Source organism: Dactylosporangium vinaceum (genome assembly GCF_019904175.1).
Classification (GTDB): domain Bacteria; phylum Actinomycetota; class Actinomycetes; order Mycobacteriales; family Micromonosporaceae; genus Dactylosporangium; species Dactylosporangium vinaceum.
On sequence record NZ_CP061913.1, the window covers coordinates 9,164,394 to 9,179,039 of the forward strand.

At 71.9% G+C, this 14,646-nt stretch carries 14 protein-coding genes and 1 pseudogene; 11 read left to right on the plus strand and 4 right to left on the minus strand.

What is annotated here, in order from left to right:
* Nucleotides 1-35: 35 nt before the first annotated feature.
* Nucleotides 36-233, plus strand: a pseudogene (locus Dvina_RS40990) (cold-shock protein); the annotation flags it as partial.
* 30 nt (nt 234-263) lie between these two features.
* On the plus strand, nt 264-995 hold the full coding sequence (locus Dvina_RS55845; RefSeq protein WP_425516573.1) for a cold-shock protein: 732 nt from the start codon (nt 264-266) through the stop codon (nt 993-995).
* 54 nt (nt 996-1,049) lie between these two features.
* Here Dvina_RS55845 and Dvina_RS41005 read toward each other — a convergent pair whose 3' ends face one another.
* The 3 genes from Dvina_RS41005 to Dvina_RS41015 form a co-directional block, all read right to left on the minus strand.
* Nucleotides 1,050-1,205: a hypothetical protein gene (locus Dvina_RS41005; protein ID WP_223095549.1), complete on the minus strand. Its 156-nt coding sequence runs from the start codon at nt 1,203-1,205 to the stop codon at nt 1,050-1,052.
* Nucleotides 1,206-1,484: 279 nt separating this feature from the next.
* On the minus strand, nt 1,485-2,993 hold the full coding sequence (locus tag Dvina_RS41010) for a DUF4419 domain-containing protein (protein WP_223095551.1): 1,509 nt from the start codon (nt 2,991-2,993) through the stop codon (nt 1,485-1,487).
* 322 nt (nt 2,994-3,315) lie between these two features.
* Complete coding sequence (locus Dvina_RS41015) at nt 3,316-3,798, minus strand: MarR family winged helix-turn-helix transcriptional regulator (RefSeq protein WP_223095553.1); 483 nt, start codon at nt 3,796-3,798, stop codon at nt 3,316-3,318.
* Nucleotides 3,799-3,935: 137 nt separating this feature from the next.
* Between Dvina_RS41015 and Dvina_RS41020 the strand changes: the two genes are divergently transcribed.
* Nucleotides 3,936-4,871 carry an NADP-dependent oxidoreductase gene (locus Dvina_RS41020; RefSeq protein ID WP_223095554.1) on the plus strand — a complete coding sequence of 312 codons (936 nt, stop codon included), beginning with the start codon at nt 3,936-3,938 and terminating at the stop codon, nt 4,869-4,871.
* A 112-nt stretch (nt 4,872-4,983) separates the two neighbouring features.
* On the opposite strand, the gene Dvina_RS41025 is transcribed toward Dvina_RS41020, so the two are convergent.
* Nucleotides 4,984-6,621: a hypothetical protein gene (locus Dvina_RS41025; RefSeq protein ID WP_223095556.1), complete on the minus strand. Its 1,638-nt coding sequence runs from the start codon at nt 6,619-6,621 to the stop codon at nt 4,984-4,986.
* Between the two features lie 97 nt (nt 6,622-6,718).
* On the opposite strand from Dvina_RS41025, the gene Dvina_RS41030 reads away from it, so the two are divergent.
* The 8 genes from Dvina_RS41030 (at nt 6,719) to Dvina_RS41065 (ending at nt 14,641) form a co-directional block, all read left to right on the plus strand.
* Entirely contained in the window at nt 6,719-7,195 is a 477-nt protein-coding gene (locus Dvina_RS41030) for a DUF2243 domain-containing protein (protein ID WP_223095558.1), read from the plus strand.
* Nucleotides 7,192-7,977: a cytochrome c oxidase assembly protein gene (locus Dvina_RS41035; RefSeq protein WP_223095560.1), complete on the plus strand. Its 786-nt coding sequence runs from the start codon at nt 7,192-7,194 to the stop codon at nt 7,975-7,977. Before Dvina_RS41030 ends, Dvina_RS41035 begins: the two co-directional genes overlap by 4 nt.
* 100 nt (nt 7,978-8,077) lie before the next feature.
* Complete coding sequence (locus Dvina_RS41040; protein ID WP_223095562.1) at nt 8,078-9,022, plus strand: ABC transporter permease; 945 nt, start codon at nt 8,078-8,080, stop codon at nt 9,020-9,022.
* A complete protein-coding gene (locus tag Dvina_RS41045) occupies nt 9,022-10,014 on the plus strand; it encodes an ABC transporter permease (protein ID WP_223095564.1) in 993 nt (330 codons plus the stop codon). Before Dvina_RS41040 ends, Dvina_RS41045 begins: the two co-directional genes overlap by 1 nt.
* A 15-nt stretch (nt 10,015-10,029) precedes the next feature.
* Nucleotides 10,030-11,706, plus strand: coding sequence for an ABC transporter substrate-binding protein (locus Dvina_RS41050; RefSeq protein ID WP_223095566.1), 1,677 nt, complete (start codon nt 10,030-10,032; stop codon nt 11,704-11,706).
* Nucleotides 11,703-13,310: a dipeptide ABC transporter ATP-binding protein gene (locus Dvina_RS41055; RefSeq protein WP_223095568.1), complete on the plus strand. Its 1,608-nt coding sequence runs from the start codon at nt 11,703-11,705 to the stop codon at nt 13,308-13,310. The genes Dvina_RS41050 and Dvina_RS41055 overlap by 4 nt, the downstream gene beginning before the upstream one ends.
* A 38-nt stretch (nt 13,311-13,348) precedes the next feature.
* A complete protein-coding gene (locus tag Dvina_RS41060) occupies nt 13,349-14,005 on the plus strand; it encodes a class I SAM-dependent methyltransferase (RefSeq protein WP_223095570.1) in 657 nt (218 codons plus the stop codon).
* A gap of 147 nt (nt 14,006-14,152) precedes the next feature.
* Nucleotides 14,153-14,641, plus strand: coding sequence for a hypothetical protein (locus tag Dvina_RS41065; protein WP_223095572.1), 489 nt, complete (start codon nt 14,153-14,155; stop codon nt 14,639-14,641).
* Nucleotides 14,642-14,646: the final 5 nt, after the last annotated feature.

Sequence of the window (14,646 nt, forward strand, 5' to 3'; positions counted from 1 at the left end):
GGAGCAATGCCGCTTCTACGATCTGGAGCTTTCCTATGCCGCAGGGGATCGTCCGCTGGTTCGACGCCGAACGGGGGTTCGGCTTCCTCGCGCCTGAGGACGGCTCGCCAGACGTGTTCGTGCACGCCTCCGAGATCGTGGGTGAAGGCGGCCCGAAGGTGCTCCGTGAGGGCCAGGCCGTCGAGTTCGAGGCCGGCGAGAACGACCGCGGTCCCCAGGCGCTGCGCGTGCGTGTCACCGCCGAGCAGGCCGCCGGCGGTGCCGTGGGCCTGCTCGGCACGGTCAACTGGTACGAACCGGCCAAGGGGTACGGGTTCGCCTCGCCGGACGGCGGTGGCCCTGACATCTTCGTGCACAGCTCGGCCATCGTGACCGGTGGTGTGGTCACCGACGGGCAGCGGGTGGCCTTCGTCGTCGTCGACGGCGAGCGCGGCCCGCAGGCCGCGCACGTGGTCCCGCTCGGTCCCGGGGCCGGCCTGTCCGCCACGGCCGGCGGTGCCGACGGGGCGGACGGAACCGTCTCCTGGTATGACGAGGACAAGGGCTTCGGCTTCATCGCTCCCGACTCCGGCGGCGGGGACGTCTTCGTCCACGCCCGGTCCCTGGTCGAGGGCCTCACCTGGCTGGACGAAGGCGACCGCGTGGCGTACGAGGTGGTCAGCGGCGACAAGGGCCCGCAGGCCCGCGATGTGCAGCTGGTCCGAGGGGCCGAGCCCGTACCGCCACCACGACGCCCGGCACCGGCCGGACCGGCACCCGCCAGGAGGGAGCCGCCGTCACGGGGCGCGCCCGCACGCGCGGGCGAGGGCGTCGTGGCACGTTACGACGGCGACCGCGGGTTCGGGTTCATCACCCCGGACGCCGGAGGTGACGACCTGTTCGTCCACGTGTCCGTGGTCGCAGGGTCGGAACCGCTGCAGCAGGGCGACCGGGTCCGGTACACGGTGCGTCAGAGCGACCGGGGTCCGCAGGCCGACCGCGTGGAGCGCCTCTGACACCTCTGAACACATGCTCATCTGCCGGGAAACGCCCGAGCAGCTTGGAGCGGGTCAATCCCGATCCGGGAGATCCTCGTCGCCGTCGAGCTCCCGCTCGACCTGTGCGGTGCGGTCGGCGCGCTCCTCCGACTCCTTCTTGAGCTGGTCGAACTCCTCGTCTGCCCGCTGGATTGGGTCGTTCACATTGGCGGCCTCTGACTCAGTCATGCCCGGTTTCGTACCCGCAGTCCTGCGCCTACAAACGATTCGATCCGACCGGTTCACCTGCGTGAAATCTGCCGGGGCGCCGCCGCCTCGCGGAGGCGTTCGTGCCCGCGTCCGTACGTTCTGAAAGATCGCTGTGCTTCGGCTGCCCGAGTGCCGGCGGCTGGTGCCGGAAGCTCGCCAGTGGCGGTCAGCTCTTGCAATCGACGCGCCGTGGTCCTATGCGCCGCGTAGGTCCGGGAAGTGGTGGAACCGTGAGCCGTTCAGGTGATCGGCAGCGGTTCAGGCGGCGGCCGTGGTGTCGAGTTGGTTGAGGCGGCCGGTCTCCAGGTGGGCGATGTTGCTGCCGGAGTCCATGGCGGCGTCGAGCAGTATGGCGAGGGATGTGCCGAGCAGCGGGACGTCGGCCGGGTCGTCGGCCAGGCGGTACCGGGGCGTGGACTGTCCGGGCTCGCCGACCTCCACCACCCGACACAGCACCCAGTACGTGAGCTGCGTGGACACGTCGCTCACCGCGGCGATGGTCCGGCCGTCGGCCAGCTCGATGAGGGTCTCGGTCCACAGGTCCAGGATGCCGGTGTCGAGGTAGCGGCGTTCGTGTGCCGGCACCAGCCGCCAGCGGCCGCCGAACAGGGTCGCGGAGCCGACGCGCTGGTAGAGCGCGGTGACCTCGACGGGCGCCTCGCCGGGTATGTCCTGCGGCGGGGTGGTGTCGTGCTCACGTACCAACCGGTCGATCACGTCGTCGAGCTCGATGGTCGCCGGCGTCAGGTGCCAGCCGGCGACCGGCCGCAGCGCGCCGTCGGGGTCCTGGGCGACGCCGACGAGGCCGGCGTGCAGGGCCACCACCCGATTGTCGCCGCAGATCCGATCGTTGACGTTGACGACCACGCGCGACAGTGCGGCGGGGATCGAGGAGCTCTGGACGCCTGGGCCGGTGTAGGGGCTGCTGGGTCCGGCGGTCACGTCGCGTGGCTCGCCGATCGGGAGTTCCAGCAGCGTGTTCGGCACGTCGGCCGTGGTGTCCGTGAGGTACGGATAGAAGCGGGCCGCCCAGCCGGTGATCACATGACCGCCGTACGCGTCGATCGGGTTGTAGATCCGCTGCCAGAACTCCGGGTCGGGGTCACCGGCCGCGGCCCGGACGAATTCGTCGGCGATCGGTGCGAGCGATCGGCACCACGTCTGCAGGCCGAAGCCGGCGATCGCGTCGATCCGCGCGCGGATGCGTCGCCAGTCCTCGACCGTGCCGGTCAGCGTGACGGAGGGGATACCACAGATGCACACCCACATCAGCGAGAAGTACGGCGAATAGACATCGAGCAGCACCACCCGCCCCGCCGTGCGCTCGACGTCCGTGCTCGTGGAGAAGTCACACTCGAACAGGTCCGCGTCGTCGATCTCGGCGGCGAGCAACTCGGCGAACACCTCGATGGCGTGCGCCCACGAGACGGTGTCGTGTGGCAGCGCCCCGTCGGTGAACACGGTAAGCCGCTTCCTGCCGGCGTGCCGGGCCAGCCGCGGGCGCAGCTCATCGGCGTGCAGCCGGACGTGCTGGGCGACGCCCTGCGCGATGGTCAGCCACACCGCGTCGGGCGACAGCACCAGCGGCCGATGGCCGGCGAACGCCCGGGCGACAGCACTGAGCAGCGGGTGCACCCCGTCCGGGTCGAGCACCGGCAGCGCCGGGTCACCACCGAACGCCAGGGCGTCCGGGAACAGCCCGCCAAGCGGCCGCGTCGGCAGCAGGGCGCCAGCAGGCGTCACATCATCGACCGGAAAGGTGATCACGCCCCAACCGTAGGCCCCGCTGCAACACGGCGACCGCGCCGGCCCGGCGTCCGAAACCGCAACGCCGCCGCGTCCCGACGTATCCCCGCGGAGACCTCCGAGCCCCGCCCTGCCGGCTTGATCACGTTTCCGGACCTGCCGCCGATCGTGCGCGCCATCTCGGGTGGGTTGGTCACGTCGAGTGTGACGGACGTCGTCGCCAGCTGGCGCGCACCGGTGCCGAGAATCGGGCACGAGCCGGGCGTTGAGTTTGAACCGGTTGCGCCACGACTCGTCGGGAACGCTGCCCTCCCCGGTCCCGTCGATCTGTCGACCGGAAAGCTCACTGCCCGGCGCCACCGCTCTCGATTTGATCGCGGACCGGTCCGGCGATGCGGGCGAGTGCGGCGCCGAGATGGCGTTGCTGGGCGGCGCTGAGCGGGTCGAACACCAGTTGCCGGACCCGCTCGACATGAGCCGGTGCGCTCTGCTCGACCTTCCGCAGTCCCGTGTCCGTCAGGGTCGCCAGGGTGTACCGGCCGTTGTCCGGATCCGGGTATCGGACAACCCATCCCTGACGCTCGAACCGGACCATCAGCTTGGACAGCCGCTGCTGAGTGCTGTTGCACTGCGCGGCCAGGTCGCTGAGCCGCATGGTGTGCGCCTCCGTCATGGACAGTCGGGCCATCACGCTGTACTCGAAGTTGGAGATCCCCTCGTCGCGCTGTAACTGACGATCCAGCAGCGTGGGCAGTGCGATGACGACGGTGAGCAGGTCCTGCCACAGTCGCTGCTGCTCGTCGTCAAGCCAGCGGGCGTCGGTCATGAGCCGATCTTACTTGCCCAGGCAACTCGAAACCTGAGCAATACCGCACACGTTGACTTGCCCAGGCAAGTGAGGAACACTCGTCATGACTTGCCTGGGCAAGTGAGGCCGTGCTCGTTCACCACATTGGAGATGGCATGAAGGCGATTCGTTATCACGAGTTCGGCAGCGCCGAGGTCCTGCGCCGGGAAGACGTCGAGCGGCCGGTTCCCGGGCCGGGCCAGGTATTGGTCAAGGTGGCGGCGACCTCGTTCAACCCCGTCGACGACCACATCCGCCTCGGCGTGCTCGCCGAGGCCATCCCCACCGCTCTGCCGATCACCCCCGGCCTCGACGTCGCCGGCACCGTCGCCGAGCTCGGCGCCGGGGTCACCGGGCTTCGGCCGGGCGACGAGGTCATCGCCATGTTCCCGCTGGACGAGCACGGCGGAGCTGCCGAGTACGCGCTCGTCGCGGCCGACCTGGTCACGGCCGCGCCCCACAGCATCGCGTTGATGGACGCCGCGGCCTTGCCGTTGACCGGACTGGCCGCCCGCCAAGCGGCCGTCGAGCTCGCCAGGATCGAGGCCGGTCACACCGTGCTCGTCAACGGAGCCGGCGGCGCCGTGGGCAGCATCGTGGTCCAGCTCGCCGTCGATGCCGGCGCCAAGGTGACTGCCGTCGACGGGCCGCAACATGTCGACCGGCTCAGCGGCTACGGTGCGGCGCGCGTCGTCGGCCCGCTGGACCTCGACGCCGGTCCGGCCGCCGTCGATGGCCCCTTCGATGTGGTGATCAACCACGTACGCCTGGCTCCCGGCGATCTCGCGAAGCTGACCGCTTACGTGGCCGACGGCGGCATCGTCGTCAGCTCCGCCGGACAGGTGCCGGCCGACGATGCACGCTCCGTTCGCACGGCAGGTGTGTGGGTCGCCCCCGACGCCTCCCACCTGGCCGACCTGGTTGCCCGTATCGACAGCGGCGTACTCCAGCTGCACATCGCCGACCGGCGCCCGCTGGACGACCTGCCGGCCGTTCACCGGGATGCCGGCAACGGCGCGCTGCCCGGCAAGACGGTCATCGTCGTCGACTGACACCCGGACCTGGTGATGTGGCCACCCGACGCCGAGGTGCTACACGGGCAGGGCCTCGACCATGCCGCTACCCCGGGAGTAGCCGGGGTAGCCGGTCTCGCTCCGCGTTGGATCAGCGGTCCGGCCGATCCGGGTGCCAGAGCCAGAAGTTGGTGATGGTCTCGCCGGCCTTCAGCTTCTCCAGCTCCATCGCCTCGAACGCTGCGATCGCCGATGCCTCGCTGGCGAACTCCTCGTCGAGTGTGGGGTTGACGCTGCCACGGACCCACCGGTTTCCCCAGATGCCGACCGCTGTCTGATCGTCGTAGCTGCGCATGACTGCCCCGTGCCTGGCGTCGGACCAGACTGGCAGCCGTTTGAAGCCTTTCGGCGCGGAGGCGGCGATGTCGCTCATCAAGGCCGACGCCTCCCGCGCAGAGGGCGGCGACAGCCACACCACGCCGGTCATCTCGGCCCCGTCGCGGGAGGTGAAGTACTGGCTGTTCATCAACAGGACGTGGCGGCCGTAGCGCTGCGCCACCCGGTAGGTGTGCCGGCCGGACCAGCCCACGACGCGCTCGTCGCAGCCGGTGGCCCCGGCGACGAAGTCGGCGTCGGACGCCGGCCAGGTCGCACACGGCAGCGTAGGCGGCTGGATCGACGTACCGTCGAAGACGATGGGCTCGTACCCGTAGCGCAGGTCGGTGTACCACACCAGATTGCGGTCGCGCTGGGCAAACAGGCGCTTGCCCGGGTGGCGCCCCGCGCTCACCCACGCGATGAGTGCGACCTCGTCGTCGGTGTATGCCTCGGCGGGCCGGCCGGCGCGCACCAGCTGGGCGCAGGCGTCGTCGAAGCCGCCGGCCGCCAGCGTCTGCATGTCCCGCACACACTGCGGGCAGTCGTCGACCACGCCGTCCATGAACGACCCGAGCCGGCTGTGCTTGCTTGACGGACGGCGCGAGTCGCGGCGGCGCCACTCGGCATACAACGCCGGGGCCAGCTCCTTGTCGTACAGGCGCACAGTCGCGCGGATGCCCGCTTCCAGGACGCGGAGGTCGGAGCGGTCGCGTGACTCCGCGGGCCGGTCCTCGCCCGCGCAATGCCGCGCCCAGAAGGCCGCGGCCTCGGCGACCTCGGCGTCCAGACACGCGCCGACGCCGCGCCAACGGCCCCGCGAGCCTGACTCGATCCGCTGCAGTGCGTCGACGTACTCGCGTATCTCCAAGGCCTGCGGCGCCGGGCCGGCCACCAGCCTGGCCATCGTGTGCCGGTGCAGGCCAGACACCCACCTGCCCGTGCGGGGGTAGCGTCCGTCGCCGCTCGCACGCGCACCGGGCAGATCGTCGACGAGATCCCGGAACCTGTCGTCGGCCACGAGCGCAGTGAACGCCGGCTCATCGAGCACGGCGGCGACCTCCCGATGCGCATTGTGAGCGCGCGCCTTCCACAGCATGGCCAGCACCTGGTCGACCTCACCGAGCCGCAGGTAGATCCGGGCGGCATCCAGGAGGATCTGCGACCCGGTCGTGGCGTGCGGCAGCGCCGCCGCCAGGAACCGCCGCATCCGTTCCGGTTCGACCTCGACCCCGCCGACGACGATCACCAGGCCCCGCAGTGCCGCCTCGCAGGCGTCGTCGCACCCCGGCCACGCGTCCGGCCGGTGGTGGTCGAGCACCCGCTCGTAGGACTCCAACGCCTCGACGAAACGACCCGCCCTCAGCGCCGCCTGACCCGCCAGAAGGGAGGCATCGGTGCTGCTGTCGGACATGGAAAGGCCCCTTCCGCGCGAACGCGTCCCGAAGCATTGCACAAGTTTGGCCCGGCCGGGCCGGGGTAGCGGCCCCGGCATCCGAAGGAGGTGTTCGATGTCGAGTGCTCCTCGCGCGGTCACCGAGCCGGCCGGGTCGCCGGCGGCCCGGGGCCGCAACGTGCTCGCCGGAGTGCTGCTCGGCGTGGGTGTCGCGGCGTTCGTGGACGAGGCGGTCTTCCACCAGCTGCTGCACTGGCACCACTTCTACGACCGGTCGACGCCCGCGGCCGGCCTGGTGTCCGACGGCCTGTTCCACGCGTTCGGCTGGTTCAGTACCGTCGCCGCGCTCTTCCTGTTCGCCGACGTGCGCCGCCGCCAGGCGTTCAGCGCGCCCGCATGGTGGGGCGGCCTGCTGCTCGGCGCCGGCGGCTTCCAGCTCTACGACGGCACCGTCCAGCACAAGCTGATGCGGCTGCACCAGATCCGCTACCACGTCGACATCGCACCGTACGACTGGACGTGGAACATCCTCGCCGCCGTCCTGATCCTCATCGGCGCGGCCCTCGTGCTCCGCGCAAGGCGCCGTCCTTGATCGCCTGGCTCCTCGGGGCCGCGGCCGGCGCCTACCTGGCCGGTGTCGTCGCGGTGCACCACCGGGGCCGGTCGTGGCCGCCCGAGCGCGCCGCCGCCTGGATCGCCGGTGTGGCGGCCGCGGCGGCCGCCCTGACCGGCCCGCTGCCGGAGTCGGCCCACCACCACTTCACCGCGCACATGGCCGTCCACCTGCTCCTCGGGATGATCGCACCGCTGCTGCTGGTGTCCGCCGCCCCCGTGACACTGGCCCTGAAAGCGTTGCCGGTACACCCCGCCCGCACCCTGGCCCACCTGCTGACCAGCACCCCGGCAGCGGTCCTCGCGCATCCCGTGACCGCAGCGGTCCTCGACGCCGGCGGCCTGTGGGCGCTGTACACCACCGGCCTCTACCGCGCGATGGCCGGGCACCCCTGGCTGCATCTGCTGGTCCACGCCCACATCCTGGTCGCGGGCTACCTCCTCACCGCCGCCACGATCGGCGTCGACCCCGTCCGGCACCGCCCGAGCCGCGCGATCCGGACGGCCGCGCTGCTGGGCTTCCTGACGGCCCACGCCATCCTCGCCAAGTACCTCTACGCCCACCCACCGGCCGGCGTACTGCCCGGCGACGCCCGGGCCGGCGCCCAGCTGATGTACTACGGCGGCGACATCGTCGACGCCGTGCTCATCGCGCTCTTCTGCCTCCAGTGGTACCGCGCCGCCGGGCCCACCAATCCCCTGCAGCGCGAGCCGGTCTGGCGCACCACCCGCGTCACGGGACGAAGCCGCCGGGCTCGTTAAATCTATGAATTCCCATATTTGACTTTAACGGAAAGCGCCGACAAAATCGGTTGCAGATCGACGTTCGTCCGTCGCTATTCCTATCATGCAAGTGGGTCCAATGGGTATTCCGACAGAGACGTCGGAGCGGCTCTCGCCCTCGGTGACCGGGACCGTCCGGCGCGCGCTGCGGCACGATCGCTGGGCGCTGGCCGGCGCGGTCACCATCGGGCTGCTGGGCCTGCTCGCGGCCGGCGCCGACGTCCTGTGCGCGATCGAGGGCCAGGACCCGTACACGTACGACACCGGCGCTCTCGATCCGAGCACCGGCGCCCCGCCCGGCTCCTTCGGCGGCGCCGGCGGCGCGCACTGGTTCGGGGTCGAGCCGCTCACCGGGCGCGACCTGTTCGCGATCGTCGCCCACGGCGCGCGGACCTCGCTGCTTATCGGGCTCGCCGCGACCGCCGTGTCGGTCGCGCTCGGCGTGGTGCTGGGCATGGTGGCCGGCTACCGCGGCGGCTGGACCGACCGGCTGGTCAGCCGGACCGCCGACGTCATGTTCGGCTTCCCGTACCTCATCTTCATGATCGCGCTCGGGGCGGTGACGCCGCTCAGCTTCCCCCGGCCGCTGCTGCTCATCCTGCTGCTGGGCTTCTTCGGCTGGCCGCGGGTGGCCCGGGTGGTGCGGGCGCAGACGCTCACCCTGCGCCGGCGCACGTTCGTGTCGGCCTCGCGGGTCATGGGCGCGAGCACCGGGCAGGTCCTGCGCCGCCAGATCCTGCCCAACCTGCTGGTGCCGATCATCGTGGTGGCGACGCTGCTGGTGCCGGAGCGCATCGGCGCCGAGGCCGCGCTGTCGTTCCTCGGCGCCGGGATCCCGCCGCCCCGGCCGAGCTGGGGCCGGTCGATCGGCGACGCCGTCGACTGGGTCTCCACCGACCCGATGTTCCTGCTGTTTCCCGGCGGCGCACTGTTTCTGGCCACCCTGGCGCTCAACCTGCTCGGCGACGGCCTGCGCGACGCGTTCGACCCGCGGATGACGATCCTGACCGGCGGGCGGCGCTGATGCGGGCGGTCCGGTTCGTCGCCGGCCGGCTGGGCGGGATGCTCGTCGTGCTGCTGATGATCGCGCTGATCAGCTACCTCGTGTTCTACCTGCTGCCGGCCGACCCGGCCCGGCTCGCCTGCGGCCGGCCCTGCACGCCGGAGAACCTCGCGGTGGCCCGCGACTTCATGGGCTTCGGCGAGCCCTGGTGGCGCCAACTGCTGGACTTCCTCGGCGGCATCGTCGCCGGGCGCACGTTCGGCGAGGGCGCCGCCGCGATCCACTGCCCGGCCCCGTGCTTCGGCTACTCCTTCCAGCAGAACGCCCAGGTGATCGACCTCATCGGCAGCCACGCGCCGGTGACCGCCTCGCTGGCGCTCGGCGCCGCGGTCCTCTGGCTGGTGCTCGGCGTCGGCACCGGCGTCCTGGCGGCCACCCGGCCCGGCACCGCCGTCGACCGGATCGTCATGGCCGGTGCGGTGGCCGGCGTCTCCGCCCCGACCTACCTGCTCGGCCTGCTCGGGATCCTGGTGTTCGGGTTCACGCTCGACATGGTGCCCGTGCACGGCTACGTGCCGCTCACCGAGAGCCCGGTCGACTGGGCCTGGCACCTGATCCTGCCCTGGCTGGTCCTCGCCTACGTGCACGCCGCGCTCTACGCCCGGCTCACCCGCGGGCAGATGCTCGAGGCGTTCGGCGAGGACTACATCCGCACGGCCCGGGCCAAGGGCCTCACCGAGCGCCGGGTCGTCGGCCGCCACGCGCTGCGCAACGTCCTGCTGCCGGTCGTCACGCTCTTCGGCATCGACCTCGGCTCGCTGCTCGGCGGGGCGGTCATCACCGAGCGCGTGTTCGGCCTGCCCGGCATCGGCGCGCTCATCATCGGGGCCGTGCACGAACTGGACGTACCACTGCTGCTCGGCTTGACGCTCTTCGCCGCGCTGCTCGTCGTCTTCTGCAACTTCGCCGTCGACATCGTCTACGGCCTGCTGGATCCACGGACCCGTTCCTAGCCCGAGGGAGGGCACATGCGTCATCGCGCACTGCCGGCCGCGATCGCCCTGGCCGCGCTGAGCACCGGACTGCTGGCCGGCTGCGGCGCCAACGAGGCGACCCCGGCCGCCGGCGGCTCGGCCAAGGCCGGCGGCACGCTCTACGTGCTGTCCGACCGGGCCACCAACCTCTTCGACCCGGGCAAGAGCTCCAGCCTGCCGATCACGTCGCTGGGCCTGGTGCACCGGCGGCTGACCGCCTGGGACGCGGCGCCCGGCAAGACGACCACCGTCGTGCCCGACCTGGCCACCGACACCGGCAAAGTCTCCGACGGCGGCAAGACGTGGACCTACACGCTGCGCGACGGGCTTAAGTTCAGCGACGGCTCCCCGATCACGTCGGCCGACATCCGCTGGGGCGTGGAGCGCTCGTTCACCCCGGCGTTCTCCGGTGGCCTGGCGTATCACAAGGCGCTGCTGGACAGCGCGGCCACGTACCGCGGGCCGTTCGAGGGCAAGGACCTGGCCTCGATCGAGACGCCGGACGACAAGACGATCGTGTTCCACCTGGCCCGCGCGTACGGTGACTGGCCCTGGGTGGTCAGCACGCCCGCGTTCGCCCCGGTGCCGAAGGGCAAGGGCAGCGAGGCGACCTACGGCGAGCACCCGGTCGCCTCCGGCCCGTTCCAGGTGGCGAAGTACCAGTCCGGCGTGGAGATCCGCCTCGAGCGCAACCCGAACTGGTCACGGGCGAACGACCCGATCCGCACCGGCCTGCCCGACGCGGTCGTGTTCCAGCTCGGCCAGCAGTCCTCGGTCATCTCCAAGCGGCTCATCGACGACTCGGGCAACGACAGGTTCGCGTTCGGCCTGCCGTTCGTCGCCCCGGCGCAGCTGGCCCAGGTGCAGGGCAACGCCGCGGCCAAGCAGCGGGTCGTCACCTCGAAGTCGGGCGCGCTGGCCTACCTGGCCATCAACACGACCCGCGGCAAGCTGACCGACCCGAAGGTCCGCCAGGCGTTCCAGTACGCCGTGGACAAGGGCGCCTACCAGGTCGCCTCGGCCGGCAGCGCCGCGCTCGCCGGCGACATCGCCACCACGCTCATCACCGACGGCATCGCCGGCCGCGAGCAGTTCGACCTCTACCCGGCGCCGCCGGCGGGCGACCCGGCCAAGGCCAAGGCGCTGCTCGCCGAGGCCGGCCTCCCCAACGGTCTGGACAATCTCGTCCTGGTGGCGTCCAACGCCAACGACTACGCGGCCAAGGCCCAGGCGATCCAGGCCGGCCTGTCCCGGGCCGGCATCAAGGTGACCATCAAGGCCCTGGACTCCGACGCCTTCGAGGAGGCCACCACCGGCAACAACCCCGACTACGACCTGGTGCTCACCTCGTGGCAGCCCGACTTCCCCAGCCCCAACGCCAACCTGCAGCCGCTGTTCGCGACCTCGGAGATCGGCAACGGGGCGTACAACAGCTCGCGGTACAGCAGCCCGGAGGTCGACCGGCTGATCGAGGAGGCGCAGAGCACCGTCGACCCGGCCGCGGCGGCGAAGCTGTGGGCCCAGCTCGACCGGCGCATCATGCAGGACTCACCGGTCGTGCCGCTCATCTTCACCCGCAACTCGTTCCTGCACGGCTCGGGCGTCACCGGCTTCCAGATCCCCGACTTCCCGGCCTACCCCAACTACCTGCAGGTCGGGCTCAACCGATGACCACCGGTCCGCTGCTGGCGGTCCGCGGGCTCGGGGTGAGCTTCGCGGGCCGCCCGGTGGTCCGCGACGTGAGCTTCACCGCCGGCCGCGGCGAGGTGCTCGCCATCGTCGGCGAGTCCGGCTCCGGCAAGACCGTCACCGCCCTGTCGCTGCTGGGCCTGCTGCCCGGCAACGCCGAGGTGACCGGCTCGGCGCTCCTGGACGGCACCGACCTGTTCACGGTGTCGCCGGCCCGCCGCCGGGCGATCCGCGGCAAGGACGTGGCGATGGTCTTCCAGGAGCCGATGAGCGCCCTGAACCCGGTGTTCACCTGCGGCTATCAGGTCCGGGAGGCGCTGCGGACGGCCCGGCTCGCCCGGGCGCGCACCCTCGAGCTGCTCGAGCTGGCCGGCCTGAGCGACCCCGCCCGGATCGCCCGTTCGTATCCGCACGAGCTTTCCGGCGGCCAGCTCCAGCGGGTCGTCATCGCCATGGCCATCGCCAACGACCCGGCCCTGCTCATCGCCGACGAGCCCACCACCGCCCTCGACGTGACGGTGCAGGCCGAGGTCCTGGGGCTGCTGCGCGACCTGAAGGCCCGGATCGGCATGTCGCTCCTGCTCATCACCCACGACATGGGCGTCGTGGCCGACCTGGCCGACCGCGTGGTCGTGATGCGCGACGGGCGCATCGTCGAGCAGAACGACGTCACCACCCTGTTCGCCGCCCCCTCGGCCGGCTACACCCGCGAGCTGCTGGGCGCGGTGGCGGCCGCACCACCGTCGAAGAAGCCAACCCCGCAAGCGGCGCCGGTGGTACGTCTGATCGGCGCCACGGCCACCTACCGCGGACGGTTCCGCAGCCCGCCCGTCCGCGCGGTCGACGACGTGTCCCTGGAGGTCGGTGCGGGCGAGGTGCTGGGCCTGGTCGGCGAGTCCGGCTCCGGCAAGAGCACCCTGGCCGCCCTCATCACCGGCCTGCTGACCCCGGCCGCGGGCCGGGTCGAGCTCCTGGGCACCGACCTGGCCACGCTGAGCCGCCCGGCGCTGCGGGCGGCCCGGCGCCGCATAGGCGTCGTGTTCCAGGACCCGGCGTCCACGCTGAACCCGCGCAACACCGTGGGCGCCGGCGTCGCCGAGCCCATCGAGCTGCACCGCGTCCTGTCCGGCCCGGCCCTGACCGCCCGCGTCTGCGAGCTCCTGGAGGCGGTCGAGCTCCCCGCCGCCTTCCGCTCCCGCTACCCGCACGAGCTGTCCGGCGGCCAGCGCCAGCGCGTGGCCCTGGCCCGCGCCCTGGCCCTGGACCCCGAGCTGCTCATCGCCGACGAGCCGACGAGCGCCCTGGACGTCTCCGTCCAGGCGAAGATCCTGGCCCTGTTCCACCGCCTGCAGGACGAACGCGGCTTCGCCGCCGTCTTCATCAGCCACGACCTGTCGGTCATCCAGCGCGTGGCCGACCGCGTGGCCGTGATGCTCCGCGGCCGCGTGGTCGAGCTGGGCCCGGCCGCGGACGTCCTCACCGCGCCGGCCCACTCGTACACCAAGCGCCTCCTGGCCGCCGCTCCCGTCGCCGACCCCGCCGAACAACGACGCCGCCGAGCCGCCTGGACCGCCCTGCGGGCCTAGGCCGGAGGGGCCTGGCACGGCCGTGCGATGGTGGACGGGTGTCGACGATCACCACCGACGGGCGCCCGGTCGATCTCTTCGCGGTGCTGCCCCACAGCGGTGAGCCGGCCTTCGTGCACGCGAACATCGAGCCGGGCGCCGCAATCCTGGATCTGAGCCGCGCCGGCGGCCGCGTCGCCGACCCGCTCGTCGCGCTGGGCCATCCGGTGACCGCCGTCGACGACTCGGCCGCCATGCTCGCCCTGGTCCACGACGCCGCGACCGTCGAGTCAGGCCTTGCGACGTTGCAACTCGACGAGCGCTTCCCGGTCGTCCTCGTGGTCGGCACCCAGATCAACGCCGCCGACACCGCGGTGCGCACGGTCCTGCTCGACGCGTGCCGCCGCCACGTCGCCCCGGACGGCCAGGTCATCATGCAGTGGCTGCCCCCGTCCTGGTTCGACCGCGCCGCATCCTTCACGGGCGGCCGGATCGGGCCGCTCGAGAGCGACTTCGACGTCGAGTCCTTCGACGGCACGCTGCTGCGGGGCCACTCGACCTACCGGCTGGACGGCGCGCAGTGGGAGCTGCGCTCGACCGTCCGCCGCCTCGGCCGGGCCGACCTGCACGCTGCGCTGGCCGCCGCCGGCCTGCGCTTCGCCAGGCACCTGCGGGGCGGCCGCCAGTTCTTCAGCGCCGTTGCGGTCCCCGAATAGCGGCCGGGCGGTCTACGGTATTGCACCGTGACCGAAATGCGACGGTCGTGTATCAAACCGGCGGCGCGCACCGTCAACTCACGTGCGGCCGATCCGGCCGACGGGATGGCACGGCGACCGACCGAGGCGCGAACGGGGTGATCGGCAATGGCGCATGACGAAGTCCCGGGGTGGCAGGACGAGATGCTGGCCGAATACCGGCGGGTCGCGGCGGCACTCGACCCGCCGCCGCCCGACCTTGCCGCGGCCGCGAAGGCGGCGTTCGCGGCCCGGGACCTGGACGCGGAGATCGCGCTGCTGATCGCCGACTCCCGGACCGAGGCCGGCGCGGCCCTCTACGAGCCGGTGCGGGCCGAGCCCGACCTGATATCCGGCCGCTGGCTGCTCTCCTTCGACGGCGGCGGCATCCAGGCCGAGATCGAGGTCGAGGCGGTCGACGGGCATCTCCGCCTGCTCGGCCTGCTCTCGGGCGCGTCGGCCGAGGACTGCTACCTGGAGACCGCCGGCGCCCACCATCGGGTGGACGTCGACGACCTGGGCCGCTTCATCGTCGAGCACATCGCTCCCGGCCCGATCCGGCTGCGCTGCCGCTCCACCGAGGGCATCCGGGTCACCACCGCCTGGGTGACAGTGTGATCGGT

Excerpts from the sequence above, each read along its gene's own strand:
- Dvina_RS41005 (WP_223095549.1), bottom strand. The coding sequence starts at position 1,205 with ATGACTGAGTCAGAGGCCGCCAATGTGAACGACCCAATCCAGCGGGCA.
- Dvina_RS41015 (WP_223095553.1), bottom strand. The coding sequence starts at position 3,798 with ATGACCGACGCCCGCTGGCTTGACGACGAGCAGCAGCGACTGTGGCAG.
- Dvina_RS41020 (WP_223095554.1), top strand. The coding sequence starts at position 3,936 with ATGAAGGCGATTCGTTATCACGAGTTCGGCAGCGCCGAGGTCCTGCGC.
- Dvina_RS41025 (WP_223095556.1), bottom strand. The coding sequence starts at position 6,621 with ATGTCCGACAGCAGCACCGATGCCTCCCTTCTGGCGGGTCAGGCGGCG.
- Dvina_RS41030 (WP_223095558.1), top strand. The coding sequence starts at position 6,719 with ATGTCGAGTGCTCCTCGCGCGGTCACCGAGCCGGCCGGGTCGCCGGCG.
- Dvina_RS41040 (WP_223095562.1), top strand. The coding sequence starts at position 8,078 with ATGGGTATTCCGACAGAGACGTCGGAGCGGCTCTCGCCCTCGGTGACC.
- Dvina_RS41045 (WP_223095564.1), top strand. The coding sequence starts at position 9,022 with ATGCGGGCGGTCCGGTTCGTCGCCGGCCGGCTGGGCGGGATGCTCGTC.
- Dvina_RS41050 (WP_223095566.1), top strand. The coding sequence starts at position 10,030 with ATGCGTCATCGCGCACTGCCGGCCGCGATCGCCCTGGCCGCGCTGAGC.
- Dvina_RS41055 (WP_223095568.1), top strand. The coding sequence starts at position 11,703 with ATGACCACCGGTCCGCTGCTGGCGGTCCGCGGGCTCGGGGTGAGCTTC.
- Dvina_RS41065 (WP_223095572.1), top strand. The coding sequence starts at position 14,153 with ATGGCGCATGACGAAGTCCCGGGGTGGCAGGACGAGATGCTGGCCGAA.